This window comes from Streptomyces coeruleorubidus, from assembly GCF_028885415.1.
Lineage (GTDB): Bacteria > Actinomycetota > Actinomycetes > Streptomycetales > Streptomycetaceae > Streptomyces > Streptomyces coeruleorubidus_A.
Window position 1 is genome coordinate 9,386,260 of sequence record NZ_CP118527.1, and the last position, 24,833, is coordinate 9,411,092.

23 protein-coding genes, 1 pseudogene and 1 other annotated feature are annotated in these 24,833 nt (G+C 69.5%); of the genes and pseudogenes, 16 read left to right on the plus strand and 8 right to left on the minus strand.

Annotation, left to right across the window (positions count from 1 at the left end; all coding sequences use genetic code 11):
* Window positions 1-153: 153 nt before the first annotated feature.
* Both PV963_RS43215 and PV963_RS43220 read right to left on the minus strand, forming a co-directional pair.
* Window positions 154-1,416, minus strand: a complete 1,263-nt coding sequence (locus tag PV963_RS43215; protein ID WP_274821877.1) for an ArnT family glycosyltransferase — start codon at window positions 1,414-1,416, stop codon at window positions 154-156.
* Window positions 1,417-1,846: 430 nt separating this feature from the next.
* The gene (locus tag PV963_RS43220) at window positions 1,847-2,014 is read right to left on the minus strand and encodes a transposase (protein ID WP_274821878.1); all 168 of its coding nucleotides are present in this window, start codon (window positions 2,012-2,014) and stop codon (window positions 1,847-1,849) included.
* Window positions 2,015-2,068: 54 nt separating this feature from the next.
* On the opposite strand from PV963_RS43220, the pseudogene PV963_RS43225 reads away from it, so the two are divergent.
* A pseudogene (locus PV963_RS43225) lies at window positions 2,069-2,776 on the plus strand (IS256 family transposase); the annotation flags it as partial.
* Complete coding sequence (locus PV963_RS43230; protein ID WP_274821879.1) at window positions 2,773-3,312, plus strand: GNAT family N-acetyltransferase; 540 nt, start codon at window positions 2,773-2,775, stop codon at window positions 3,310-3,312. The pseudogene PV963_RS43225 and the gene PV963_RS43230, both read left to right, overlap by 4 nt.
* Window positions 3,313-3,372: 60 nt before the next feature.
* On the opposite strand, the gene PV963_RS43235 is transcribed toward PV963_RS43230, so the two are convergent.
* Complete coding sequence (locus PV963_RS43235) at window positions 3,373-4,191, minus strand: IS5 family transposase (protein WP_274822027.1); 819 nt, start codon at window positions 4,189-4,191, stop codon at window positions 3,373-3,375.
* A 278-nt stretch (window positions 4,192-4,469) separates the two neighbouring features.
* Between PV963_RS43235 and PV963_RS43240 the strand changes: the two genes are divergently transcribed.
* Together PV963_RS43240 and PV963_RS43245 are read left to right on the plus strand one after the other, a co-directional pair.
* Window positions 4,470-4,916, plus strand: coding sequence for a hypothetical protein (locus PV963_RS43240; protein WP_274821880.1), 447 nt, complete (start codon window positions 4,470-4,472; stop codon window positions 4,914-4,916).
* Window positions 4,913-5,767 (plus strand): RICIN domain-containing protein, encoded by an 855-nt coding sequence (locus PV963_RS43245; protein WP_274821881.1) that lies wholly within the window; start codon window positions 4,913-4,915, stop codon window positions 5,765-5,767. Before PV963_RS43240 ends, PV963_RS43245 begins: the two co-directional genes overlap by 4 nt.
* 279 nt (window positions 5,768-6,046) lie before the next feature.
* Here the strand turns inward: PV963_RS43245 and PV963_RS43250 are convergent, their stop codons facing one another.
* From PV963_RS43250 to PV963_RS43265, 4 genes are all read right to left on the minus strand, one after another.
* Window positions 6,047-7,270, minus strand: coding sequence for an MFS transporter (locus PV963_RS43250; protein WP_342456421.1), 1,224 nt, complete (start codon window positions 7,268-7,270; stop codon window positions 6,047-6,049).
* A gap of 135 nt (window positions 7,271-7,405) precedes the next feature.
* A protein-coding gene (locus tag PV963_RS43255) for an IS3 family transposase (protein ID WP_274821883.1) occupies window positions 7,406-8,652 on the minus strand; the annotation gives its coding sequence in 2 pieces (ribosomal slippage) (window positions 7,406-8,370 and window positions 8,370-8,652; 1,248 coding nt in all).
* Window positions 8,243-8,371 (minus strand) — a sequence feature (AL1L pseudoknot). (Overlaps the previous gene by 129 nt.)
* Before the next feature lie 330 nt (window positions 8,653-8,982).
* A complete protein-coding gene (locus PV963_RS43260; protein WP_274821884.1) occupies window positions 8,983-9,582 on the minus strand; it encodes a hypothetical protein in 600 nt (199 codons plus the stop codon).
* Between the two features lie 249 nt (window positions 9,583-9,831).
* Entirely contained in the window at window positions 9,832-11,181 is a 1,350-nt protein-coding gene (locus tag PV963_RS43265; RefSeq protein ID WP_274821885.1) for a helix-turn-helix domain-containing protein, read from the minus strand.
* A 166-nt stretch (window positions 11,182-11,347) separates the two neighbouring features.
* On the opposite strand from PV963_RS43265, the gene PV963_RS43270 reads away from it, so the two are divergent.
* The 8 genes from PV963_RS43270 (at window position 11,348) to PV963_RS43310 (ending at window position 19,239) form a co-directional block, all read left to right on the plus strand.
* Window positions 11,348-12,082, plus strand: coding sequence for a hypothetical protein (locus PV963_RS43270; protein ID WP_274821886.1), 735 nt, complete (start codon window positions 11,348-11,350; stop codon window positions 12,080-12,082).
* Between the two features lie 5 nt (window positions 12,083-12,087).
* Window positions 12,088-12,444: a hypothetical protein gene (locus PV963_RS43275; protein WP_274822321.1), complete on the plus strand. Its 357-nt coding sequence runs from the start codon at window positions 12,088-12,090 to the stop codon at window positions 12,442-12,444.
* Window positions 12,333-13,406, plus strand: coding sequence for a hypothetical protein (locus PV963_RS43280; RefSeq protein ID WP_274822293.1), 1,074 nt, complete (start codon window positions 12,333-12,335; stop codon window positions 13,404-13,406). The genes PV963_RS43275 and PV963_RS43280 overlap by 112 nt, the downstream gene beginning before the upstream one ends.
* Entirely contained in the window at window positions 13,397-14,431 is a 1,035-nt protein-coding gene (locus PV963_RS43285; protein ID WP_274821887.1) for a serine hydrolase domain-containing protein, read from the plus strand. Before PV963_RS43280 ends, PV963_RS43285 begins: the two co-directional genes overlap by 10 nt.
* A gap of 11 nt (window positions 14,432-14,442) precedes the next feature.
* Window positions 14,443-15,474 carry a UDP-N-acetylmuramate dehydrogenase gene (locus PV963_RS43290; RefSeq protein WP_274821888.1) on the plus strand — a complete coding sequence of 344 codons (1,032 nt, stop codon included), beginning with the start codon at window positions 14,443-14,445 and terminating at the stop codon, window positions 15,472-15,474.
* 358 nt (window positions 15,475-15,832) lie between these two features.
* The gene (locus PV963_RS43295) at window positions 15,833-16,168 is read left to right on the plus strand and encodes a hypothetical protein (RefSeq protein WP_274822323.1); all 336 of its coding nucleotides are present in this window, start codon (window positions 15,833-15,835) and stop codon (window positions 16,166-16,168) included.
* Between the two features lie 370 nt (window positions 16,169-16,538).
* Complete coding sequence (locus tag PV963_RS43305; protein WP_274822294.1) at window positions 16,539-18,353, plus strand: AAA family ATPase; 1,815 nt, start codon at window positions 16,539-16,541, stop codon at window positions 18,351-18,353.
* Window positions 18,354-18,765: 412 nt separating this feature from the next.
* Window positions 18,766-19,239: a hypothetical protein gene (locus tag PV963_RS43310; RefSeq protein WP_274821889.1), complete on the plus strand. Its 474-nt coding sequence runs from the start codon at window positions 18,766-18,768 to the stop codon at window positions 19,237-19,239.
* Here the strand turns inward: PV963_RS43310 and PV963_RS43315 are convergent.
* On the minus strand, window positions 19,167-20,165 hold the full coding sequence (locus PV963_RS43315) for a hypothetical protein (protein WP_274821890.1): 999 nt from the start codon (window positions 20,163-20,165) through the stop codon (window positions 19,167-19,169). The genes PV963_RS43310 and PV963_RS43315 overlap by 73 nt on opposite strands.
* 343 nt (window positions 20,166-20,508) lie before the next feature.
* On the opposite strand from PV963_RS43315, the gene PV963_RS43320 reads away from it, so the two are divergent.
* The 4 genes from PV963_RS43320 to PV963_RS43335 all read left to right on the plus strand — a co-directional run.
* Window positions 20,509-21,804, plus strand: coding sequence for a hypothetical protein (locus PV963_RS43320; RefSeq protein WP_274821891.1), 1,296 nt, complete (start codon window positions 20,509-20,511; stop codon window positions 21,802-21,804).
* 324 nt (window positions 21,805-22,128) lie between these two features.
* Window positions 22,129-22,425, plus strand: a complete 297-nt coding sequence (locus PV963_RS43325) for a hypothetical protein (RefSeq protein WP_274821892.1) — start codon at window positions 22,129-22,131, stop codon at window positions 22,423-22,425.
* Complete coding sequence (locus tag PV963_RS43330; RefSeq protein WP_274821893.1) at window positions 22,382-24,334, plus strand: ThiF family adenylyltransferase; 1,953 nt, start codon at window positions 22,382-22,384, stop codon at window positions 24,332-24,334. Before PV963_RS43325 ends, PV963_RS43330 begins: the two co-directional genes overlap by 44 nt.
* Window positions 24,331-24,833 (plus strand): patatin-like phospholipase family protein (locus tag PV963_RS43335; protein WP_274821894.1); only part of this gene is annotated, 503 nt, incomplete at its 3' end. The genes PV963_RS43330 and PV963_RS43335, both read left to right, overlap by 4 nt.

The following is a 24,833-nucleotide window of genomic DNA, read 5'->3' on the forward strand; positions in this document are numbered from 1 at the left end:
CGGCGGAGTAGGCGCTGGTCGTGGTGGGCAGGTCGACGGCGTCCGCATGGGCTGTGCCGGCTGTGCCCTCGGTGATCCGCGCGGTGAGACGGCCGATGTTTCCAGCAGTACGCGCAGAAACTGACCATGGCGATCTTCGACTGCCGGCAGACTTCACCGGCTTGCCGAGTGGGCCTTCACCGCATCGTCCAGCTGTCGTGGGTGGACTGAATCCGCTTCCCGCAGCCGGGAACGCAGCAGGTCAACCGCGAGAGGCGTGCCCAACAGCGCCGGCATCCACATCAGGAGCCACAGGCGGTCCCCCTGACTGACGGTTGGGTGCGCCGCCGCGGTGGCGAGTCCCACCATGCCGGCGGCCAGAGAGAGCACGCCGAGCACCGGGGAACATCGCAACAAGCCCCAGCAGCCCAGTCCGAGCAAAAGCACGAACAACGGCTCAGCGGCTTGGTCACACGCCCACTGGACCCAGTAGCTGACATTCAACCGCAGGAGTTGCGACAAGGGGTCGTCAACGGGCGGAGTACGGAAGTGGTGGGTGAAGATCTCCTGCAGGGTTTCCGAGGCACCAGGAAGGCGCAGCGCTTTCATCGCTGCGATGATTCCTATGGCGGCCGCTGCGCTCAGACCACCGAGCAGGGCGGCGCGGCCGCGGGATGTTCCGTCCCCTGTGTTCCTTCGGATGAGGCACAGGCAGGCGGCTGCGGCAACCAGAGATCCCGCGAGGACGAGTGCGGTGGAGTACTTGACCAGGGCGGTGGTGCCAAGAGCAGCGCACAGGAGGACAACGCCCGGTCGGCTGCGTCCTTGCAGCAGCCACCACGCTCCCAGAAGGGCGGCCAGCACCCCGGCCGTGATCGCTCCCTCGGCCAGCGGCCGCATGGACCACCAGGCCGGACGACTGCAGAGAAAGAGTACCTGTCCGGTGAGGGCGGCGAACAGAGAAGCTCTGGCCTGGCGAAGCAGCACTAGCACCAGGAGAGATGTGCCTGCAGTGATCACCAGACTGGTCAGCCACATGCCGCGGGTGATGCCGAACAAGCCGATAGCCGGTGCTGCGAGCAGAGGGTATCCGGGTCGAGTGTCGAAGATGCGTTCGTATCGGGGGTTCCTTGGACCAAGGCCATTTGCATTGTCACGCAGGCAGGACCGCGTTTGTGCGGCTCGGCGGTCAGGGCTTGGCATCCCGCCGGGACGAAGATGCCGCAGGTGCTCGCGCTGGTCGGCCTCGACAGAGCAATACGCCTTTGTCGCCTGCCGCTGAGCTACGTCGCGAGGCTCGCCGAGGATCTGCATGCTGTGCCGGGCGTAGCGGTAAGAGTCGTTGGACAGCCCCCAATTGTGGTGGGCGAGCACTTGGAGGCAGGCGAAGACAACGATGACGACGGCCGAGAGAGCGTTGGCCGTGCGACGGCCCATCAGACGTTGCTGGGCAGCACCTCGACCGTGCGAAAGCGCCCCTGCCTGGCGGGCCGCTCGGGGCAGCCGGGCTTCAGCGGAGTCAGGGATTTGGGATGTGGCATGGGACATGTACACGCCGACCATGTTGTGGAGCAGGCATGCGGGCCTCCACGCCGACTCTCCGCCTTCCCCGCAGAACCACACGTTCGGCAGTGGCGGCCAGAGTCGCGGGAGGACAGCCATCACAGGGTCCACATACAAACCCACTGCGCGCACCCTCCGTCTGAGCGTGACTCTGTCGGGGGTCTTGGGATGATCTCAGCTGCCGAGGGTTCGCCAGGACTTTGACCCGGGGTCTCGTTCCGGTCCAGAAAGGTCTGGCAGGCGGTCGGCGGTCTCGGCGAAGAGGGTTCCTCGGTCGCTGACTGGCCGCTGAGTCGTTCGATGTTCACGGCAATGGCCGTGAGTACGGTTGCAGGTGGGCTTTCGGCTGTCCTCGGTAGCGGTAGCGGCGCGTTCCGTGTCCGTGGGCGAACTCGTTGATGGTGCCCTCGACTCCGGAGAGGACCGCGTAGAGGGTCTTCCAGTACGCGGACGCTACTGCGCTTCGGCCCATGTCCTGCAGGTGGTACTGGTGGAAGCAGATGCTGGTCCTCCGCCAGCGACAAATGTCCGCCTGGAGGAAGCCAAGGCGTGCGTGCTCGTGCTCGTCGGGGTGCGCGCGGACGGCAGCAGGGAGTTGGTCGCGCTCAAGGACGGCTACCGCGAATCCGGCGAGTCGTGGGCGGACCTGCTGCGCGACCTGGTCCGGCGCGGGATGCACGCTCCTGTGCTCGCAGTCGGCGACGGCGCCCTCGGGTTCTGGAAGGCTCTCGCGGAGGTGTTCCCCGACACCCGCGAGCAGCGGTGCTGGGTTCACAAAACGGCCAATGTGCTCGATGCCATGTCGAAGTCAGCGCAGCCGGGCGCGAAGAAGGCCGTCCAGGACATCTACAACGCCGAGGACAAACAGCACGCCCAGGTGGCGATCAGGACGTTCGAGAAGCTCTACGGGGCGAAGTTCCCCAAGGCCGTCAATAAGATCGTCGACGACGAGGCCGAGTTGCTGGCGTTCTTCGACTTCCCCGCCGAGCACTGGATCCATCTGCGGACCACGAACCCGATCGAGTCCACGTTCGCCACCGTTCGGCTGCGGACCCGCGTCACCCGCGGCGCCGGCTCCCGCACCGCTGCCCTGACCATGGTCTTCAAACTCGTCGAGTCCGCTCAGGCCCGCTGGCGGGCCGTGAACGCACCCCACCTCGTCGCCCTTGTCCGCGCAGGAGCCCGCTTCGAACGCGGCCACCTCTTCGAACGCCCCGAGGTGATCGCGGCATGAGCAACATCGCGGCCCAGGCCGTCAGGACTGCACGACTAGACCTCCTGCCGCTTCTCGTCGAGCACGCCGAGGAGATGGCCCAGGTGCTGTCCGATCCGGCTCTGCACACTTTCATCGGCGGCACTCCGGACACCCCGCAGGCCCTGCGCTCGCGCTACCGGCGCATGACCGCAGGCTCTCCCGACCCGGCCGTCTCCTGGCCGAACTGGGTGATCCGGCTCCGTGACGAAGTCTGCCTGACGGGCACGGTCCAAGCGACGATTACCCCCTCCAGCCACGGACCCGTCGCCGAGATCGCCTGGGTGGTGGGTACTGCGTGGCAGGGAAGAGGCATTGCCACCGAAGCGGCCCGAGGACTCGTCGACTGGCTCAGCCAGCAGCCGGTCCAGGCCGTCATCGCCCACATCCACCCAGAACACCAAGCATCCGCTGCCGTCGCAACCGCCGCCGGGCTCACGCCCACCGACGAATGGCACGAAGGCGCGATCCGATGGCACCGGAGCATCAGGCAAACATCGCCGATCCACAGGTCTTGACGATTACTCTGCTCGGGGCACTGTCTGACGTGTCCTGGCGCATGCCAGTAAGGGGTCCTTTCAGAATGCTGGGTGCTTGCGGGCGAGGGTCATGCAGTGGGCGAGCTGCAGGAAGGCGTCGTGCATGTCGTCTCGGGCGTCCCAGCGGGTGCGTAAGCGGCGAGGGCCGTGGAGCCAGGCGATGGCGGACTCGGCAACCCACCGCACACGGCCCAAGCCGGAGCCATGCGCCTGACCGCGCCGGGCGATCTTCGGGACGATGCCACGCTCACGTAGCCGACGGCGGTAGATGTCGTGGTCGTAGCCACGGTCGGCATACAAGGTGCGGGGCTTGCGCCGGGGCCGGCCCCGCTTGCCCCGCACCGGCGGCAGGCCGTCGACCAGCGGAAGGAGCTGGGTGACGTCGTTTCGGTGCCCGCCCGTCAACGACACCCGCAGCGGGGTGCCGTGCGCGTCGGTCAACACGTGGTGCTTCGAGCCCGGCCGTGCACGGTCAACCGGGCTCGGGCCGACTTTTGGGCTGCTTCGCCCCCGCTTGGCCTGCACGTGCGAGGCGTCAACGGTGACGCGGGAGAAGTCCAGGCGGTCTGCCGCCCGCAGCCGGTCCAGCAGCACCCGCTGGAGTTCCTCCCACACCCCGGCCTCCTGCCATTCGGCCAGCCGCCGCCAGCAGGTAGGACCGGAACCGAACCCCAACTCCTGCGGCAGGTACTCCCATTGGATTCCGGTGTAGAGGACGAACAGCACACCCTGCAGCGTTTTGCGGTCATCGATCCGCTTGCGCCCCGGGTGCCGGAACCGCCGTTCATGCTTCGGCAGCAGCGGCTCGATCACCGCCCACAGCTCGTCACTGACCTCCCACGGCTTGCGCCGCACCAGGGTCACCCCCAAGGAGCACGCACGGGATCACATACTTCTCCACCGTGCCACAAGAAGATCATTCTGCAAGGAGCCCTAAGGCCTGGGGGGGGCTGCAGATCCGCGTTCCCGAGGTTTGTCGTCGCTGAACTCGCACGGCGCTGGTCCGAGGGCTCTCGAGCGGACGTCCACGGAGCATGCTCTCCCGGTCGCCCCGGGTGGCGGGGGCTGCCGTGACGGCGTCGCGGCTGTTTCGTTTGATGCTCGTAAGCTCGTCACACTCGTCGAGGGGGCAGGGGATGCTGGGAGAGGCGCTGACGGCGTTGGCGGCGGCGGGTGGAACCGCCGTGGTGCAGGCCGCCGGGACCGATGGGTGGGCTGTGTTCCGAACACGGGTGGCCATGCTGTTCGGTGGGGGAGACGGGCAGCGTGAGCGCGCCGAGGCGGAACGCCTCGACCGCACGGCCGCCGCCTTGGAGACGGCCGGCCCGGGAGAGGCCGAGCGGGTGCGGGTGCAGCAGGGGGCGTCCTGGCAGACCCGTATCGAGACGCTGCTCGAGGGACTGCCCGAGGAAGACCGCACACACGTCGCAGCGGAGTTGCGCGCCTTGGTGGAGGAGCAGGCCGGACGTGCTGGGCAGGGCGCAGGTCCGGTCTCCGGGAACACCTTCCACGGCCCCACCGCCGTTCAGGTCGGCAGCGGAAACCGGCAGAACAACCACTTCGGGTCAGGGCCGGGAGCATGACGACATCTCACGAACGCAACGGTGGGGTGTCCGACAACACCTTCCACGCCGCCGCGGCGGCACAGAGCGGCGACCAGGGTATCCAGATCAACCAGTTCGCGAGGACACCACGGGGCCCTCGCAGCAGAGTGCGGTTCTTGCTGGCGACGATCGCGGTGCTGCTGGTCTTCGGCGGTGCGGGCGTGGCCCTTATCAAGATCGCGGATCGAGATACGGCCTCCGACCGGCAGGGGCAGTCGGCGCTCGCCCCGGCCGACGCGGTCTCCCGGTCGCCGTCGCCGTCCCCGCCGTCACCGTCACCTACGCCGGGCACCTCCCAGGCACCGGCTGCCCCTACGGCGTCCGCACCCCGTGCGAGCGGGCCGACACGGGCGCCCCATGCCGAGGAAGCCGCTCCGCCGCGCGACGCGGTGTCCACGCCCCCCGCCCCCGACGAGAAGCAACCCCGGGCGGACCGACGGGATGCGGCACCACGGAGGTTCCAGAACCAAACGAGCGGGCTGTGCCTCGCCATCCCCGAGGCCTCCACGCGCGACACGACCGCGGCGGTCCAATGGCGCTGCTCCACCAGTGCCAGCCAGCTCTGGGCGCTCCAACCCGTGCCGGGCGGCTACCGGTTGCGCAACATGGGGAGCGACAAGTGCCTGGTGGCCGACGGGAAGTACGGCGGCGCCGTCAGCCAGCGGATGTGCGCCACTGCCGCCGACCAGGTCTGGGTACGAGACGACCTCGAACGGCTCAGGAATCCGCAGAGCGGCTGGTGCCTGGCCATCCCGTACGGCAGCACGAAGGAGCTCGAAAAGCCCATTCAATGGACGTGCACTGAGAACCTCGACCAACGATGGACCTGAGGAACGGGCGCGCCAGTCGATGGGCGGCGAGCTGGTCTTCGCTCAGGAACACGTGCTGACGGCGTCGACTCGGGGGGCCGGCGGTGCGATGCGGGACGTCCTCTTCGAACCTCGTGACGACGGAACGGTCCGGCTGTCACTGACGGAGCCGCGTGAAGACGGGTTGGCTGTGTCAGTTTCCGGGGGAGTGGTTTCGACGTGACTTCGGGAGTCGTTTCGCGGGGACCAGCTTGATCAATGTCAGTGACTTTGTTGTCGCTCGTGTGCTGGCGGCAGGGCTCATTTGCCGCTGGATCGGCTGAGGCCAAGTAGCGGGGACGTCAGGAAGAACAGGGCAGCGGCGAGGGCCGCGACGGCGGTCATGGCCCCGCGCAGTCCGGTCGCGTCGGCCCATAGGCCGACGTAGACGGGGCCGAGGAGGAAACCCAGGTAGGACACAGTGGTGATGACGGAAGTCGCGCGGCCTCGGTGGGACTCTTCGACGTCGCGCGAGACGATGCCCAGGAGAGCCGGGAAGAGCACGGCGGTTCCGGCACCGGCCACCACAAGCCCCAGCGCGGCAATGAGCAGCGTGGGTGCGGCAGCGATGATGAGCGTGCCACCGGCCGCGGCCAGCGATCCGGCCAGGATGACGGACTGTTCGTGGGTGGCCTTCAGCCCCGCGACGGCGAACCGTGTGATCGCCACCGTTCCCGCGAAAACGGCGGGTGCCACCGCAGTGAGGCCCTTCCCGGCGTGCAGTTCGTCCTGGGCGAAGACCGCGCTCCAGCTCTGGTGGGCATTCTCGCTCGCGAAAGCCAGCGCCCCCAGCGCCCCGATGGGCAGCAGCGCCCCCATGTTCGAGTGGCTTGGTGCTGAGGACGCCGTTACCACGGTGTCGCCACTGCAGGTGATTTCCCAGGGAGGCAGCGTTTTGAGCAGGGCGGCGCCGGCTGTCAGGGAGAGTACGGCGACCCCGATGAACGGCACCGCGAGCGGCCAGGCAGCGGCGGCGGCAACGCCCGTGCTGAGGCTGGTAAGGACCACGAACGTGGAGAACGTGCCGTGCGCGCGGGCAATGACCGGCTGTCCGGTGTCTCTCTCGGCGCGTCCGGCCACGGCATTCATCGTCACGTCGGCCGCGCCGCTGGCAGCGCCGCCGATGGTGAGCGCGGTGCACAGGCTCGGAAGGCTCACCGCCGTCAGCGCCAAGGCGACTCCGATGATGCCCAGCCCTCCGATAGCTCCCGCGGCGACTCTCAGCCCCCAGCGATCGAGTGCTCTGCCTGCCAGCAGCATCGCGGGAAGAGCGCCGGCGCCCACGAACAGCAGGGCGAACCCGAGCTCACCGTCGCTGATGCGGGCTTGATCCTGCACCCGGGGGAGAGATGCGCCCCACACTCCCCAGAACGAGCCAAAAGCTGCGAAGGCGACGAACGCTGAAGCTGCTGAGCCGCAGTGTGCAGTGATGACGGCTCCCTCAGATGCAGTGCCCCAGAGGCTATCGACAGAGGCACACCTCATAGTCCGACCGCAAGTCCTCAAGTGGCGTCAAAACAAGCTGACATCGCAACCTCGGTCAGATGGTGACTTCCCAAGTCGCATTGAAACGACTCCCGCAGTCACGGACAATGAACCGCTCCGGGATCGGTGGAGGCTCTATGCGTTGGCTCCAGCCGCCGGTTGGGGCTGGTGTTGAGCGTAGTAGTTGGTCTCGTGCTCGTGGGGCGGGATGTCTCCGATCGCTGTGTGGAGACGCTGATTGTTGAACCAGTCGACCCATTCCGCGGTGGCGAGCTCGATGTCGGCGAGGCCGTGCCAGGGCTTGCGGGGCTTGATCAGCTCCGTTTTGTAGAGGCCGATCTGGGACTCCATGAGCGCGTTGTCCAGGGCGTCGCCGACGGTGCCGATCGAGGCGTCGATGCCGGCGTCGACGAGGTGCGCGGTGAACGCGAAAGACGTGTACTGACTGCCCGCGTCCGCATGATGAACCAGCCCCAGCCCAGCGGGAGTTCCGGCCCGGTCGCGTCGCCACAAGGCCATGTCGAGGGCATCGAGGACGAGCTTGGCCCGCTTGCTGGTGGCAGCGGACCAGCCCACGAATGCCCGTGAGAACACGTCCACGACGAACGCGACGTAGACGATCCCCGGCCAGGTGGCGACATAGGTGAAGTCAGCCACCCACCGCTCGTTGGGACGTGACGCGGTGAAGTCGCGCCCGAGCAGGTCACCAGCCCTGTCCTGGTCGTCGTCGTCCCGGATTGTGGTGCGGATCTTCTTCCCGCGTCGGGCGCCCTCCAGGCCCAGGTCGCGCATCAGCCGGGCGACGGTGCAGCGGGCCACTGGTATGCCCTCGCGGTGCAACTGCCGCCAGATTTTGCGGACCCCGTAGACGCTGAAGTTGTCCGTGTGGACGCGGCTGATCTGCGTCTTCAGCTCCGCGTCGCGGACCGACCGCGCGCTGGGGGCGCGGTTCTTGGCGGCGTAGTAGGTGCTCGTCGCGATCTTCAGCCCGTGGCCGGTCAGGACACGGCAGATCGGCTCGACCCCGAACACCTGCCGATGCTCGTCGATGAACGCTATGAGCGCTTCGACGGCCGGTCGAGCTCGGCCGCGAAGAAAGCCGACGCCGCCTTCAAGATCTCATTGGCTCGCCGCAGTTCGGCGTTCTCGGCCTTGAGCCGCTTGATCTCCGCAGCCTCCTCCGACGAGGTGCCGGGACGCTGACCGGCGTCCACCTCCGCCTTGCGGACCCAGGTCCGCACCGTTTCCGCCGCGCCGATTCCCAGCTTGGCCGCGACCGCCTTCATCGCGGCCCACTCGGTCGGATAGTTCGGGCGGATCTCCGCGACCATGCGCACCGCACGCTCGCGAAGCTCGGGAGGGTAGGGGGACGGACGTGCCATGACTCGATCCTCTCAGGGAATCGAGCCTCCATCAGACTCGGAGCGGTTCATTGCGGTAGGTGTTGCGCGATCCCTCCATCTTGGAGTTGGTGCAGGTCGCCACGGGCGCATGAGAGTGGCCGGGGTGCTGACATCCCCGTTGCGGCTGGCTTCGCCCATGTCCCTGCTGGAGTTGAGGGATGAAGGGGGGAATGGGCGCGTGGGCGCGGTCGGGACCGGGGCGCTCGCCAGGGGGTGCGCGTCCGGCCGGGGTCGCCGCCGCTGCGCCGCCGTCACAGCGACGGCGTTGTCACAAGCGGGACGTCGGTGGGGGCGGGGAGCTGGTATCGGTCACGTGCGCTTTGCGGCCTGCCACGGCCGTGCGGTTGAGGTCTCGCAGAACCGTGCGTAGTAGGTGTGCTGCTCATCGGTCAGGCGCTGGATGACCGCACCCCCGCAGAAGGAACAACCGCGGAAGCCGGGAGTGCGGTAGAGGAAGGCGGCAAGGGTGATGCAGTCCGCTCCCCTTCGGTGGCCGGTTGGCACTCGCATGCAGTCCCGTTCGACGCGTCCACTCGCGCAGTGGACAGGGCTGTGGGATTTCAGGCCCCAACCCCCGTAGCCGTAGCCCCAGCCTGCGTACTCTCCGTGGAGGTCGGTGCCGTACACCCGCGCGTCAGCGAGCGGCCCAAGATCCTCCGGCCGATCGAAGTGGTGTAGCTCTATCCGCCGGAGGGGGAAGGTCGCGGCCTCGAAGAACGCCATCCTCAGCCCGAAGTGCGTCTTATCGGGCAGTTCGATGGTTCGCAGATCGGTGCCGCTCGTCACGGTGGTCTGCAAGATCTCTGCGACCGCGGCGGCTTCCCGACGATTCCAGCCGGAGTGCCTGATTTCGTCTGCGAGGTGTGTTCTCGATGCGGACGCCTTCAATCGGTCCTCGACACTCTCCACGGATGCATCTTACGGACCCCTGCAGGCCGGAGGCTGTCGGATAGATCCATTGCCGGATCCGCCGGTCCGCCTGCAGTCCGCCTCGTCTGGCGACTCCTGCGCGCCGGTCGTGCAGGCGTGGTGATCCGAAGAGGGGCCGCAGGAGGAGACAACGCAGCCGCAGTATCTATCGTCAGGCGGTGTCCGCAGGCGGATAATGGCGCTGCTGTCGAGGTAACGACGGCTGTCCGGCTGGCCTGGCCCGGGGGCTCAGGTGAGGACACCGGAGCGGGCGGCGAGTCCCCGGAGTTCTGGTGTGGTGCGACCGGAGACGAGTAAGCCGCTAAGCATGGCTTTGACGGCGGGGCGGGCGTGGGTCTCTTCGGGGGCCAGGCGCTCGGCTTCCAGCAGGGCGCTGATGCACTCCTCGCGGCGTTCCCAGCGGGCGTAGGCGGTTGCCCGGTCCATGTAGTACAGGGCCTGGCGCTCGACGGTTGGCAGCAGCTTGGGGTCGAGGGCGTCGGCGGCGGCGATGGCGGCGGATGGGTCGCCGGCCTTGTACTCGGCGCTGATCAGGTGCAGTTGGACGGTGGCGGTGCTGAACCCGCCTGCGGTGTCCCGGAGGTGTGTGGTGTGGCCGAGGCTCTTGGCGATTGCGGCGGCCTCGGCGGTGAGCTCCCGCATGCCTTCTTGGTCGCCTTGATGGGCGACGGTGTAGGCGGCGCATTGGATGAGCAGGCCTCGCTGTGCGGCGCCAGCCTTCCCTGCCTCGCCGAGAGCGGGGTCTTCGGCGGCGTTCAGGGCGAGGGTGAGGGCCTGGTCACGCCATCCGGCCTGGCGGGCGAGCACTGCCTGCTGGCGGGCAGCTTCAGCGACGGCGAGCGGTGCGCCTGCGGCGTGGGCGAGCTGGCGGGCGCGGTCGGCGGCCATCCATCCGAGGTCGGAGGCGTTGAGCTTGATGAGGACGCGGGTGGCCAGGAGGTAGCTATGCGCGAGCACGGGGTAGTGCTCGGTGCCGGCGGCTTGGTGGCCTGCGCGCAGAAGGCGGGGCAGTCGTGTGGCGAGGCTGGCGTAGTTGGCGGCGTTGAAGTGGGCGGCAGCACGCGCCAGTTCGGTGGGCAGCTCATCCGGGTTCGGGTCGCAGGGGCTGGCGCCGAGGCCGAGCATCGCGTCCCGCAGGCCGGCGACGAGGATGTCTCCGAGGCGGGCTTCGTCCGCCTTGGCGGTGCCGGTGATGGGGGCGCCGACTGCGGCTGCGGCGGTCACCGCCAGGTTCGCGAGCAGTTTCCTTCGATTCACCGCGTCCTCACCGTTCTCACGCCCCGAACTTCCCAGACTAGGGGCGGGAAGCCGCGGGTAGGGGCCGGTCGAAACACTGTGTCGGGATGACGGCGTGGCCTGCGCGGGGGCGAGGCCGAGGTCTTGGGGCGGGATGTCGAGGGCACGGGCGAATCTCAGCAGCACATCAATATGGGTCATGGGTGATTCGCCCCGTTCCAGGCGAGAGACCTGCGCCGCCGAGTAGCCGGTGCGGGCGCCCAGTTGAGCGAGCGTCATGCCCTGGGCGAGGCGTGTTCTGCGTACGCGCTCGCCCGGCGGCATGGCTCCAGCGGGCTTCACCAGTGGGTTCTCAACCGCGTCCATAACCCCGTCCCAGTGGTAGCCGAGGTCGTGCTGCGCTCAGGCTAGGGGCCCAGCCAGACGTGGGTGCAGGTGCGGTGCTCTGGAAGCGCGGCGGCCCGGCATCCGCAGGGCCGACCTCCTTCGGGCACCTGGGAGGCATCTGGTGCAGCTCTCCAATCCCACCCTGTCCGCGGCGGCTGATCCGGCCGTGGACGTCCGTCTGACCCCGGGCTACTACTTCGAAGCGGCCGGGCTCGGGACCTTCGTCGAGGAACTGCTGGCCACCTGCCGGACGGTCTTCGACATCAAGGCCGCCATGACGCTGGTCCTGGACGCACCTGACACGGCCGGCCTGATCACTGCGGAGCGCGGCGTTGTCGAGGACCGCGCGGAGGTGGACGGCACGGTGATCGTCCAGGCCGGCGCCCGCATCGAGGCGGGGGCGCGGGTGAGCGGGCCGGTGCTGGTGTGCTCCGGCGCCGTCGTCTCCCGTGGTGCTCTGGTGCGTGACCACAGCGTGATCGGCCCCGGCTGCCACATCGGTGCCGGCGCGGAGATCACTCGCAGCCTGCTCGCTGGCGGCTGCTTCATGAAACACCAGAGCTTCGTGGGTGACTCGGTGCTCGGGAGAGGCGTCAACATTGGCGCGTTCTGCTCCACAACGGGGCTGCGCTGCACCGGCCCAGTCATAGAGCCGGCTATGGAGGAGATCACCGTCCTTATCGACGGCAAGCGCATCCGCACCGGGCAGACCAAGCTCGGCGCGATCATCGGGGACCGGGTGGCGCTCCCGGCCGGCACGGTCCTGGCCCCAGGGACCCTGATCGGGCCCGGCACGGTGATCTATCCGCGCAACCAGGTCGGCGGCGTGCTGCCCGCCGGCTCCCGGGTGCGGTGAGCGCCGTGGCCGACAGCGCAACTCTCACCGCCATAGACGACGTGGCCGTACAGGTCACCGGTGGGCGCCCGCTCGTGGGGCGGATCGAGGTGCAGGGCAGCAAGAACGTGGCCTTGCATCTGTACGCCGCGGCGATCCTGGCGGACGCCCCGGTCGTGCTGCACGCGGCGCCGGCGATCCTGGACACGGACGTGTGCGCGCAGATACTGGCGCACACCGGTGCTAGGTCGCCGTCGTGCGGGACAAGTTCATGGTGGCCCCTGCCGCCACGGTGCGGCCGGAGATCCACCTGGAGCTGGGGCGCCGAGTGCGCACGACGTGTGTCCTGGCGGCCGCAGTACTCGCACGCTGCGGGCGGGTGACCTTCCCCCGGCCGGGCGGGGACGCGTTCTGTGCCCGGTTGATAGACCGGCATCTGGCGGCGATGGAGGCCGCTGGTGCCGCAGTCACCGACGACGGCACTGGCCTGTGGGCGCAGTGCGGGGCGCAGGGTGTGCGGCCGTTCACGGTTGACGTCGATACTCCGTACGGGCCGAGTCTCGGCGCGACGGTGACGGCACTTGTGCTGGCGGCCCGGGCACCGGGCACAAGTCTGATCACGAGCCCGTCCATCGAGCCGGAGGTGATCGAGACCGCCCGGTTCCTCACCGATCGCGGCGTCTTGGTGGGCTGGGACGAGGCCGGGCTGCACGTCACGGGCCGGGAGCACCTCGGCGGCGGTGAGTTCACCGTGGCCGGGGACCGGATCGAGGCCGCCACCATGATCATGACCGCTGCGGCGACCGGCGGCAGCATCACCTTGGGCGGGATCACCACCGCAGGCCTGCCGGAAGGACTCACCACCGCCCTTGCCGGTGCGGGCGTCAACCTGGTCGACGGGACCGGCGGTGCAGTACACATGGCACTGGCAGGGCCGCTGCACGCCGTGGAGACGGCGACCGGCCCGCACCCGGGGCTTCCCACGGACACCGCGCCGCAGCTGGCGGCGATGCTCACCCAGGCGCACGGCACTTCGCAGATCGCCGAACGTGTGTACCCGCGGCGGGACACCCACCTTGAGGGCCTGGCCGCCTTCGGCGCGTCGGTGTCCTCGAAGGGACCGGTGGTCCTGGTGCGCGGCGCGTCGCAGCTGAAGGCAGCGCACGTGGGGGCGGAGGACATCCGTGCTGTCACAGCTCTGCTACTTGCCGCGCTCGCGGCCGAGGGCACTTCTACGATCCGCGGCATGTACCACCTCCGGCGCGGCTACGGACACTTGCTGTCGAACCTGGCCACGCTGGGAGCCGACATCACCACCATCCCGGAGGCCCGCCCATGCCCGTGATCCCGTTCACCGACGACGACGTCGCCCGCCTGCGCGACCTACTCAGCGAGGTCGTGGCCGACGGCGCCGCGCCGGGCGGCGTCATCGTGTGCGGCACCGCCGACGGGCAGCGAGAAGTGCTGGCCGCCGGGCTGGTCGCCCCGGAACTGGGTGATGCCGCTCCGACCGACAGCACGGTCTACGACGTCGCCTCGCTGACGAAGGTCCTCGCCACCTGGCCGCTGGTCGGGCAAGCCGTGCAGGCCGGGCTCCTCGACCTGGACCAGCCGGTAAGGGACTTCCTGCCCGCGACGAGCGGTGAGGCACCGAGCGGGCAGGCCACGGTGCGGCAGCTCATCGCGCACACCTCGGGGCTGCGGGCCTCGACCCGGCTCGACACGTACAGGGGCGCCGAGGCGCCGTTGCACGAACTGCTGTGCCGGGAGCCGCTGGAGGACACTCCCGGCCAACACCGGTACATCAACCGGGGCTACATCCTGCTCGGCCTGGCCCTGGCACATGTGCACGGCCGGCCACTCGACGTGCTCGCCGCCAAGCTGTGGCGAGACCTCGGGCTGACCGCCACGGTGTACGGCCCGGTCGGCCGCAGCCTTCAGGTGGCCCCGACCGAGCAGCGCATCCCCGGCGCACCACGGATCTGGGGCGCCCCGCACGACGACAACGCCGGGCTCCTGGGCGGCGTGGCCGGGCACGCCGGGGTGCTCTCCACGCCCCGGGACCTGGGGCGGTACGCGCAGGCCCTGCTCACCGCCTACCGGGAGAAGGACGCCAGCCCTCTCGGGGGTTGGCTGCGAGCGAGCCTCGTCCCCCAGGTCTCCATCGAGCCGGGCTTGGAGCGTGGCCTGTCGTGGATCCTCGCGGGCCAGGTGGCCTATCACCATGGCTTCACCGGGACCAGCCTGTACCTGGCGCCCGAGTCCGGCCGGTACCTGGCGATCGCCACGAACGCCGTGTACCACGGGCCCGCCCGGACGCGGATCGCTCCGCTGCGGGGGCTTGCGCTGAAAACGATCTCTGCCGTCTGAGGAGGGCGCTCATGGGTGAGCTACTGGCCGACCACACCACCCTCCGCCTCGGCGGCCCCGCCGACTACTGGCTCACCCACACCGACCCCGCCTCCTGGCCGGAGGTCGTCCAGGCTGTGGCCGGGCGCCGGCCGTTCATTCTGGGCGGCGGCAGCAACACCCTGGCAGGCGACGGAGGTTACCCGAGGCCGGTGGTCCGCATGGCCACCCGCGGCATCACCGCCCGCACCGTCGGCGACAGCAAGGTAGAGGTCACCGTGCACGCCGGCGAGCCACTGGCCTGCACGGTGGCATACGCCGCCGCGGAGGGGCTCTCCGGCATCGAATACCTCGGTGGCATCCCCGGCACCATCGGGGCGGCGCCCGTGCAGAACGCCGGGGCGTACGGGCAGCAGATCGCGGACTGCCTCACATCGGTGACCGCGTGGGACTGGGACCGTGGCCACACGGTCCGGCTCGAGGCCACAGCGTGCCAGTTCCGGTACCGCTCATCCGTGTTCAGGGCCCAACCGAGCCGCTGGGTGATCCTGGCCGTCACACTGCACCTGTCCCGCAGCCAACGGGCGGCGCCGGTGACGTACAAGCACCTGGCGCAGGCGCTCGACGTGCCGCTCGGCTCCCGGCCTCCGCTCGCCGAGGCCGCGGCCGGAGTCATCGCCGACCGGCAGGTACGCGGCCTGACCCTGCCAGACAGTGGCCCGGACATGCGGCAGGCCGGGAGCGTGTTCCTCAATCCGCCCGTTACCGAAAGCCAGGCCAACGAAGTGCGCGCGGCGGGTGGCCGGACGTACCGCGACCGGGACGGGGTGCTCCGGGCCAGCGCGGGCTGGCTTCTGGAGCAGTGCGGCTACGGCCCAGGCCGGCACGTCGCCCCCGGCGTGTACTGCTCCACACGCCGCACACTGACCGTGACCGCTCGGGATGGGGCGACTGCCACCTCCTTCAGGGAGGGCCTGCGAAGCATGGCTCGGACGGTGTGTGAGGCCTCGGGGATCGAACTACGCCCAGAACCTGTCGCACCTCTGGTGCAGACGCGGATCTGACGCACGGCCGTCAGGCAAGAACGCGGCGTGGCTCTTCCTATGCACACGGAAAGGGAAGGGCCACGCCGCGTTCTGGGCCCAGCACAGGTGCAGGCGAGCGGCCACAAGCGAGCAACATGGATCCACGCTGGCCCTGGCGCGCCCCCAGAGCTGCCGCCCCGTTCATGCCAACCGTGCCGCGCCCTGCCCTGCGGTCCGCCGTCAGGAGGTGTTGTCCCCGGCTCTGGCCTCTTTACGGTGCTGGCCACGACTGCGGCTGGAACGCCGCCTAGCGGTATTGGTCGCAGGGCATCTACGCCGTTCCGAGGCCGGGCAGCCGGACCGTGGGGTGGAGATCGTCACCCGCGGGTCTCACCAGATGACCTATCCCGGACACCCCGGCGACGCGCTCGGACTGCTCAAGTTCGCCGCGGCGAAGGCCGGCCTGCCCCGACAAGCGGTGCTGGTCGCGGCCCAGACCAGGCGGGTGCACGCGGCCCTCGGCGACGAGCGCCAGGCGGAGAGGCACCCGGTCGGCCCCGGGCCGCGAGCCACCGCCGTCACGGCGGCGCAGTCAGGAAGAACGTCGAGCGTCGGTGGGGGAGAGGTCGGCGCGGGTGCGGTGCAGGCGTGCAGGTGGCGCCATCGGCCGACGGCGAAGACGGCGACCGCCGGCTCGGGCCGAACCAGCGCGACGGCCAGGGCAGCGCGGTGACCAGGCCGCAGACGTCATCGGTCGGCATCCCCACCACGGGCTCGTGCAGGCCAGGCACACTCGCATGGGCAGCAAGGCCGGCTCATCCGTGATGCACCAGGTCAACGGCACTGCCGGGCCCGTCCACGGCGCCGATCACGCGGTCGTCGTCAACAACGGAGCTACCCGGCGCGGGCTGGCGCTGACCCACGGTCGGCGAGCGCAGAGGCGCACCCGCTCACTCCAGCACGGTTCGCCGCGGCGCCCCCGCATCTCCCGCCGGAAGCGGGCGGACGTGTCCTCACCCCTTTCGGTGAGTCGGCCTGCGCAGTCGGTTCCCTTCGTCGGCCCTCCCGTTGTCCCGGTGTCAGCAGTTGCGGAAGGAAGCCGAATGTCCCGGGACCTGTTCATCGAACGCGTAGTGATCCATTCCACCGGCGGAGCACGCGAAGTCGACTTCGCCCACCCTGTGGTGTGCATCTACGGCCCGATCGATACCGGCAAGACCACGCTGGTCGATTGCATCAAGTACCCCCTGGGCCTGCCGGTGGAGTGGCGGCAAGTGCCATCCGAGCGGCTGACGTCCGTCACGGTGTACCTGCGCATCGAAGGCATGCGCATCGCATTGCGGCGCTCCACGGTCGCGGACACCGGGACCGTGGAGCTGATCAGCCCCCATGACGGAAAGGTCGAAGAGCTCCTCGACGTCACCCCACAGCCGGACGGCGACCGCCGTGTTGTGGGCGAGGTGCTGCTGAACCTGCTGGGCCTGTCCGAGCTGTTCTCCCCGCCCACCGCCGTGGCACTCCTCGGCAACGGCGCCCGTCTCACCTTCGCCCAGCTCTACGCACTGAACTACCTCTCCCAGGACATGGTCGACGGCACGGAGGCGGTCCGTGGACAGGCCAACACCGCGCAGTCCTACAAGACGGTCGTCGAGCTGGTGCTCGGACTCATCGACGCCGAGATGCGGGTACTGACCGCCCGCCGCGACGACTTGAGCCAGACCGTGACCCAGCTCAAACGCCGCACCGAGACGATCAGCGACTTCCTGACCGGAAGCGCGACGGAACTGGAGGAGGAGCTGACTCGCTCCAGGAGCGAAGAGCGGGAAACGCTGACCGCCCTGGAGGAACTCAAGGGACGTATGCGGGCCGTCACCACCTTCGCCGATCCGCTGCGCCAGCGCGTCGCCGAGCTGGAGGGAACGCACTCCAGGGCCCGGGAAGATGAGAAAGCGGCCCAGGCCGCCGTCTCCTCGGCTCAGCGGGCCATCACACGTGCTCAGCAGCCGGGCACGAACCCGGAACTCGCGCACTGTCCCTCCTGCACCCAGCCGCTGACCGGCCGGGTCGTCCCCGAAGGGGCCTGCCCTCTGTGCCTGTGCGACCTGGACACCGGCGCGCGGGACAGGGCCGTGCAGGCAGCCGAAACCGCCCTGGCCACGGCGCAGCAACGGGCCCTCGAGGCAGCCAAGGCAGCCGGTGAGGCCCAGGACGCTCTCGCTCAGGCGCGGGCGGAGCTGGAGGAGCGGACCCGCCTGGAGACCGGGCCTCTGGCCGGACAGATCGAGCAGCTCTCGGCTGCCCATGCCGGTGCCCGCACCCGCACCGGCATGCTGGAGCGTCAGCTCGACCCCCACCGACGGCTGCTCGAACTGCACCGGGCGCTGCGTGCGGCCGAAGAAGAACTGCGGGGGGTGCGCGAGGACATCAAGACGCGCAAGAACCTCCTGTCCGGACGTCAGGCCACCCTGGCCGAGATCGAGGAGCAGTTCGAGGCCATCATCGGCGCTCTGTCGCTGCCCGGTGAGCCCGGCGCGCGGATCGATCACAACTCGCTCCTGCCGAAGGTCAGGGCGGGCAAACTCACCAAGGTGGGCCACGGCGTCCGCACCGCGATCAACGTGGCCTACCGGATGACGTTCCTCAGCTACGCCCTGGTTACCGGCATCACCGATCTGCCGTCCCTGCTGATCATCGACTCGCCCCGCAAGAACGTCGGATACGGCAGCGAGGACCAGCAGCTGATCGCCCGCCTGTACGCGCACTTCCTCGACCACATTGCAGGAGCCCGCAGCGGCACGCCGCACGGACGCCCGCACCAGGTCATCATCGTCGACAACGACCTGCCCTCCCTGCCCGCGCAGCTGCGCCGCCAGATGCACACCATCGAGCTCACGCGGGACGATCCGCTGGTGCCATGACCTTCACGAGGTGCGAGGGAGCCCGCGGGCGCGGCGGGAAGCCGCCGGATGGAGCCAGCGGGCTGCAACACCGGGCACAACCCCGTCAGGGTCCGATTGCCGTTGCCCGTGGGTGAAGATGAGGTGATGCAGGAGAAGCGAGCAGAAGAGTCGGCCGGTGTGCCACGGTTTTGGACGTCGACTTCCAGGTCCCCGGTGCTGCCGCGATTTTCGATCAGGCGTTGACGAACGGGCTGGCGGCCATCGTCGCTACACCTGGCCGGGGGAGGAGACCGAGAAACGCAGGAACGGCGATCATCGGCTGAAAGCGGCATCGCAGCTGTTGAAGGTCATCGCAGAGAAATGTGATGAAGCCCAGGAAGGCATACGCCTCGTCCCCGACTCAGCCGACGAGCCGAAGGTCGCAGTGGACGTGGCGGCTCTGAGCGACGCGCTGGAGCAGACGCAGCGCGTGCGGCACGCACGCGGCGTGGGCGAGATCGAGCAGCGGCACGTTGCAGCGCTGCTCGAACTCGACGGCCACTCGTGCCTGCGCCAAGTCAGCGAGGAACGGCGGGAATCCGACTGTGTCAAGCACCAGATCCAGGACCGTTACGAGCGGCTGCGGGCCCAGGACTACCTGGAACTGATCGGTGAGGACGAAGCCGACCGGCGCATCGCACTGGCAGCCGACCACCGCCCCTCGCACCCCGACGACCTGATCGACGGCATGGACGTGACGGATTGCCCAGTCTGCGGACGGGAAGCCCTCGCAGTAACCGGCATCGACGATTTCGGCGCCGGCTACGGCCCGGGCACCTGCCTGGTGTGCTCCTACGTCCGCAGCCCCGCCGCCGCCCACGACTTGGCGCTGAACCACATGCTCGCCCGCCACCAGGACGACTGAGGAGAAAACGGCCCGCCTTCCGGCTGGCCCGGTGAGAGCGCAACCGGGGCCGCTGCACGTGGAGGCCGCATCCAGGCGAAGTTGTCACCGCCGCCGTAGACGCTGGTGAGGCCCTGCGGGGAAAGAAGCCATGCCTTGGTCAGCACACCGGGCCAGTCCTGGGCAATCTCGTTGAGTAGAGCGCCCAGAGCCAACGCAGGAAGGTCGAACACCGGTTCCGGCTTTCCCTTCCCGCCCTGCATGGGTCTGCTGTCGAGGAGGAGCCCGATCGGCTTGTCGGGCTCGACCGCCCGGACGCGAGCCAGCTGCTTCTTCAACTTCCCCTCCACCGCGCGGCCGATGCGGGGCCGCAACTCGCCGACGGTGCACGTCCACCGTCCGTCGGCCGTCATCCGGCCCGACCACCCGACGACCTGGTCGTTGAAGCCGATCGTGACACGATGGTCCGCATCGGGCGGGACGCAGAAGCCGATCGCCGGCAGAGGAAACGCTCCTCGGGGCAGGTCTCGCAGATCCACGAACGGCTTGCCCCGCGCAACCGCCTTGCGGGCCATCGCGACGACACGACCGTAGAGGCGCTCGCGTTCCTTCTTCCGGGCGCCGAGCCAGGGCCCCGCGCTGATCGACAGCCACAGGCCGCCGCCCGGCGCCTGGGCAGCCAACTCCTGAAGTCGGCCGATGAGTTCATGAGCGACCGTGTCCTGCGTTGCTACACGCCGGGAATCTTCCTGTGGCGCAGGCACCACCGTGTGATCAACGAATCCGGCGACACTCTCGATCTCCGCATCCACCGGAATCGGCGGCGTGTACGGGTACAGCCTCTCCTGCCGTTCAGGGCTTCCCCGCAGCTCAGCCCGGAGTCCCTGGGCCCGCAAGCCAGCGACCAAGGACTTAAAAGCCGTCTGCTCGCGCGGTTTGTCGCTCATGAGCCCCAGGACGGACTCCGTCGTGCCGCTCTCCGTCATCCCCGCCCTCACCGTGGTCCCTCCGCGTCGAGAGCAACCCTGGTCTCGCCGACAGGCGTACGGCAAGTGCCTCCGTGGTCTCTTCCGGCATCTGCGCGTCCTGGCCTTGGCCCGGGCTCTTGCCCGACGACACCCGTTGACGATGCCGGAAAACGCCGTCCCTGCCCTGCCCGTAGCCGTTCTCCGCCCCGTCCCGGGGTCGGCGTGCGGGCCGGTTGTCAGTGGCGGGTGGTACACCTGGACGTCACGGTGAAGTCATGTGCTTTACCGGCTCGTTGATCACAATGGCGTGAAGAGGTAGGACATGGCCGAGACGGAACTGCCCGAGCGGGGCGTGGTGTTCTGGCCGGTCGGCACCGGGGACTCCACCACCGTCGTGCTGGGCGACGGCCTGGTCATGCAGGTCGACCTGCGCGACATGAAGGCCGCAGACGAAGACGACGCGGTCGTGGCCGCGGTCATCGACCGCCTGGCGGACACCCTGCCGCAGCTCGACGACGGGACGCCCTACCTGGCGCTGTTCGCGCTCACCCACGCGGACCTGGACCACTGCTGCGGCTTCGGAGACCTGCTGGAGAGCTCCATCAAGATCGGCGAGATCTGGGCGACTCCGCGACTGTGGCGGGAGCTCGATGAGGACACCCCGATGTGCGAGGACGCCCAGCTCTTCCATGACGAAGTCGAACGCCGCGTGAAGGCCACCATCAAGGCCATCAAGGCCGGCAAGGAACCCGAGAGCGGCGACCGGGTTCGCATCATCGGCTACGACGACGACCGCGACCAGCACTCCTACGCCGAACTGCCCGACGCCTACTTCACCACCCCCGGCAAGGCGATCAGCACCATCGACGGCACCGACGTCTCCGACCGGTTCGAGGCCTTCGTCCACGCCCCGTTCCGCGACGACTGCGCCGGCGAGCGCAACGAGACCTCGCTCGCCCTGCAGCTGAAACTGACCGCCGCAGACGGCACGGCGGGCCGCATCCTGCTCCTGGGCGACCTCGCCTACCCGACCATCAAGAAAATCCTCGACTACAGCGAATCCCACGACCGCACCGAGCGTGTCGAGTGGGACGTCCTGCTCTCCCCGCACCACTGCTCCAAGAAGGTCATGTATGCGCCTGGCGAGGACGGAACTGAGGAACTCAAGCAGGACATCCTCGACCAGTTGCAAGCCCATGCCGGCCCCGACGCCCGCGTGATAGCCAGCTCCCGGCCCTTCCGTACCAGCGACAAGAGCGGCGACAACCCGCCCCACCGGCTCGCCCGCGACGCCTACGAGACGATCACAGAACTGCCCGTCCTGTGCACCGGTGAACACCCCACTCCAAAAGACCCCCGCCCGGTGGTCTTCGTCCTCGAGCCCGGCCTGGGCCTGGACCTGGTCACCACCGGCGAACTCGAAGAGAAGTCCGCCGCCCTGGCAGGCCGCTCGGGCACGCTGCTCACCGCACTGGGTCTGACCCACAGCGTCCCCCTCGCACAGGCCGCCGCGCCAGTTCCGCAGCCGCGCGGTATCGAGGCCGGCCGGGAAGCGGTGCGGCAGGCCCGCGGCGACGAGGCCGTCCCCGCCACCTCCGTCGGATTCGGTGACGCGTGAGCGACCTCCTCCTGCAGGCAGCAACCCCCGGACAGCAGCTGGCCATCACCCAGCTTGAGCGGATCGCCGCCGCCAACAACGCCCTCGAGCTGGGCCGCATCACCCCCGCCGACCCCGCCGACGGATTTCCCGGCTGGATTGAGGCTCGCCTCGGCGTGGACTGCTCCACCCTGTCCCGCACACCCGCCGGCCTGCACTTCAAGCGGCGCGAAGCGATCACCCTGCTGATCCCGCCCACGTTCCCCTTAGCCGTCCCCCAGGTACGCACCGCCCACACCCGCTTCGCGGGCGCCCCCGCACGTCAACTGGGCCCGCCATCTGTGCATGTACCGTTCACCGGCCACAGAATGGGACCCGGCCGACGGCATGTACGGTTTCATCACCCGCGTCTGGGACTGGTTCCAGGCCGCCGCCGCGGGGGAACTCGACACGCCCGGCGAGCCCCTCCACCCGCCCAACGCCCTGACCCACCAGTCCGCCCGGCCTGCTGGTCGTCCGCCACGATGCCCCCACCGCACAGGGCGCACCCTGGATCGGCGCGGCCCTTATACACCGGGTCCGCGACGACCGCCAGGACGTGGTCGGCTGGCTGCCCCTGGGCTCCTGGCCCACCAGCGCTGAACAAGCCCGCCAGACAGCCGGGCTGCCGCCAGGGTCGGAGGTCTTCCTCGCCCCGGCAGTGATCGCCACCCGGCACCTGACGTTCGAATACCCCAACACCGCCCGCGAGCTGATCGGGACCCTGGCCGGCGAAGGGATCACCCCGGCCGTCATCCTCGGCCTGATCGGCGTGGCCGCCGACCGCAACCGCACCGTCCTGCTGCCCGTCGCCGCCCCGGACGACGACACCCCCGTCGCCCCGCTCTACCTCCTGCTCGGCACCCCCTCCCGCGGCATCGCCGGCAGCGACCACCTGCTGCCCCACATGGTCGCCTGGAACCTTCCCGACCTGGCCGACCTGATGGGGCGCCTGTCCGCAGCCGCCTTCGACGGTTACCCGCCCCTGGCCGAACTCGGCCAGAACTTCCTCGAGCAGACCAGCGAGAAATGGCTGGGCAGCCTGCCCACCCGGTGGGCCCGCATCCAGGAAGCCCGCCCGGAAGTCACCGTGCGCCGGGACGCCGCCACCCCGGCTGCATGGCTCAACGGCAAGCAGATCCTCGTCCTGGGCTCCGGCGCCCTGGGCGCCCCCATGGCAGAGATGTGCGTGCGCGCCGGAGCCGCCCGCGTCACCGTCGCCGACCAGTCCCTCATCCACCCCGGCATCCTGACCCGCCAGCCCTACACGGACGCCGACATCGGCCTCTCCAAGTGCCGCACGCTCGCCGACCGGCTCTTCGCCATCACCCCGCACACCACCCGCGTCGAACCGCTGCCCGGCGACATCACCACCACCCTCGACGGCGCCGACGTGCACTCCTTCGACCTGATCATCGACGCCACCGCCAACCGCATCGTTCGTGCCCACCTCGAAGCCGTCCGCGCCACCGACCCCACCACCTGGCCGCCTCTGGCCACCGTGATGATCGGCCATCAGGCGACCCGCGGCATCGCCGCCTTCTCGCCCACCCGTGCCACCGGTGCCGGCAGCGACATCCTGCGCCGCACCGGGCTCGCCGCCCGCACCACTACCAGCGGCGCCCACACCGACATCCTCGACGACTTCTTCCCCGCCCAACCGCGCACTGATCTCTTCCAGCCCGAACCCGGCTGCTCGGACGCCACCTTCACCGGCTCCGCCGCCGACGTCACCGGCCTGGCCGGCCAACTCATGACCGGCATCCTCCACGCCCTGGCCACCCCCGAGCCCCAGCAGACCATGGCCGCCCTCACCGTCCGTTCACCCACCGGCCCCAGCGACCCCGCCCCACCAGCGGCCCGCTGGTGGACCTGGCCCAACGACAACGTCCTGACCGAGGAAGGCGGCTACCAGGTCCGCATCAGCACGGCCGCCCTCGCCGAAATGCGCGCCGAAGCCCGCCGCGGTGCCCGCGTCCGCGGCCCCCGGGTCGAAACCGGCGGCATGCTCCTGGGCACCATCGACGACGCCACCCGCATCCTGTGGATCGACGAAGCAACTGGTCCGCCTCCAGACTCCCTGCTCAGCGAGCACCACTTCGAGCACGGCACCACCGGCATCCGAGAACACCTCGCAGCCCGCCGCACGGCTACGCAAGCCACCACCCGCTTCCTCGGCATGTGGCACACCCACCCCCACGGCCCGGCCCGCCCCAGTCCAACCGACCTCGCCGCCATGGGCACCCTCACCCTGCCCCTCGACGACACCCCGCCCCGCGCCCTGGTCCTCATCGCCGGCGGCCCCACCCACGTATGGAAGGCCTGGCTCGAGGACGACAAGCCACCCCACTTCTACGCCCGCCTCGCCGACCGCACCGATACCCCAGCGCCCACCCCGGCCCAGCCCCGCGTAACCGCGGGGCAGCCGGACATCACCTGGTGGCCCGGCGGCTACGCCACCCAGCCCCACCGACTGCCCACCCCGCGCCGATCGGACGATGCCCGCCCATGACCCGCCACATCGGCCTCGCCCTTTCCGGCGGAGGCTCACGCGCAGCCGCCTTCCACCTCGGCTGCCTGCGCGCTCTGAACGACTGCGACCTCCTCAGCCAGATCCGCGTCGTCTCCGGCATCTCCGGCGGCTCTCTCCTGGCCGCCCTGTGGGCCTACGGACCCACCGATTTCGCGGACTTCGACGCCCACACCACCGAACTGCTGCGCGCCGGCCTGCAAAAAGACATCATCCGCAAGGCATTCACCCCTGCCGCCGCCACCCGCAACCTCACCGCCGCAAGCCGGGCCGCAGCCCGGGGCCTGTTCTCCCGCACTGTCACCGTCGCCCGCCCCGTCAACCGCACCGACGCCCTGGCCACTCTCCTCACCGAGCGGGCCTTCGGCACCAAGACCATGGACCAGGTCACCCATCCCGGCCTCGACACCGTCCTCACCGCCACCGACCTGGCCACCACCAACGCCGTCCGCTTCGGCAGCACCCTCAGCAGCTGCTCCCG

Excerpts from the sequence above, each read along its gene's own strand:
- PV963_RS43305 (WP_274822294.1), top strand. The coding sequence starts at position 16,539 with ATGTCCCGGGACCTGTTCATCGAACGCGTAGTGATCCATTCCACCGGC.
- PV963_RS43250 (WP_342456421.1), bottom strand. The coding sequence starts at position 7,270 with ATGAGGTGTGCCTCTGTCGATAGCCTCTGGGGCACTGCATCTGAGGGA.
- PV963_RS43315 (WP_274821890.1), bottom strand. The coding sequence starts at position 20,165 with ATGAGCGACAAACCGCGCGAGCAGACGGCTTTTAAGTCCTTGGTCGCT.
- PV963_RS43290 (WP_274821888.1), top strand. The coding sequence starts at position 14,443 with ATGGGTGAGCTACTGGCCGACCACACCACCCTCCGCCTCGGCGGCCCC.
- PV963_RS43245 (WP_274821881.1), top strand. The coding sequence starts at position 4,913 with ATGACGACATCTCACGAACGCAACGGTGGGGTGTCCGACAACACCTTC.
- PV963_RS43240 (WP_274821880.1), top strand. The coding sequence starts at position 4,470 with ATGCTGGGAGAGGCGCTGACGGCGTTGGCGGCGGCGGGTGGAACCGCC.
- PV963_RS43285 (WP_274821887.1), top strand. The coding sequence starts at position 13,397 with ATGCCCGTGATCCCGTTCACCGACGACGACGTCGCCCGCCTGCGCGAC.
- PV963_RS43215 (WP_274821877.1), bottom strand. The coding sequence starts at position 1,416 with ATGGGCCGTCGCACGGCCAACGCTCTCTCGGCCGTCGTCATCGTTGTC.
- PV963_RS43325 (WP_274821892.1), top strand. The coding sequence starts at position 22,129 with ATGTACCGTTCACCGGCCACAGAATGGGACCCGGCCGACGGCATGTAC.
- PV963_RS43280 (WP_274822293.1), top strand. The coding sequence starts at position 12,333 with ATGGTGGCCCCTGCCGCCACGGTGCGGCCGGAGATCCACCTGGAGCTG.
- PV963_RS43230 (WP_274821879.1), top strand. The coding sequence starts at position 2,773 with ATGAGCAACATCGCGGCCCAGGCCGTCAGGACTGCACGACTAGACCTC.
- PV963_RS43220 (WP_274821878.1), bottom strand. The coding sequence starts at position 2,014 with ATGGGCCGAAGCGCAGTAGCGTCCGCGTACTGGAAGACCCTCTACGCG.
- PV963_RS43320 (WP_274821891.1), top strand. The coding sequence starts at position 20,509 with ATGGCCGAGACGGAACTGCCCGAGCGGGGCGTGGTGTTCTGGCCGGTC.
- PV963_RS43295 (WP_274822323.1), top strand. The coding sequence starts at position 15,833 with ATGACCTATCCCGGACACCCCGGCGACGCGCTCGGACTGCTCAAGTTC.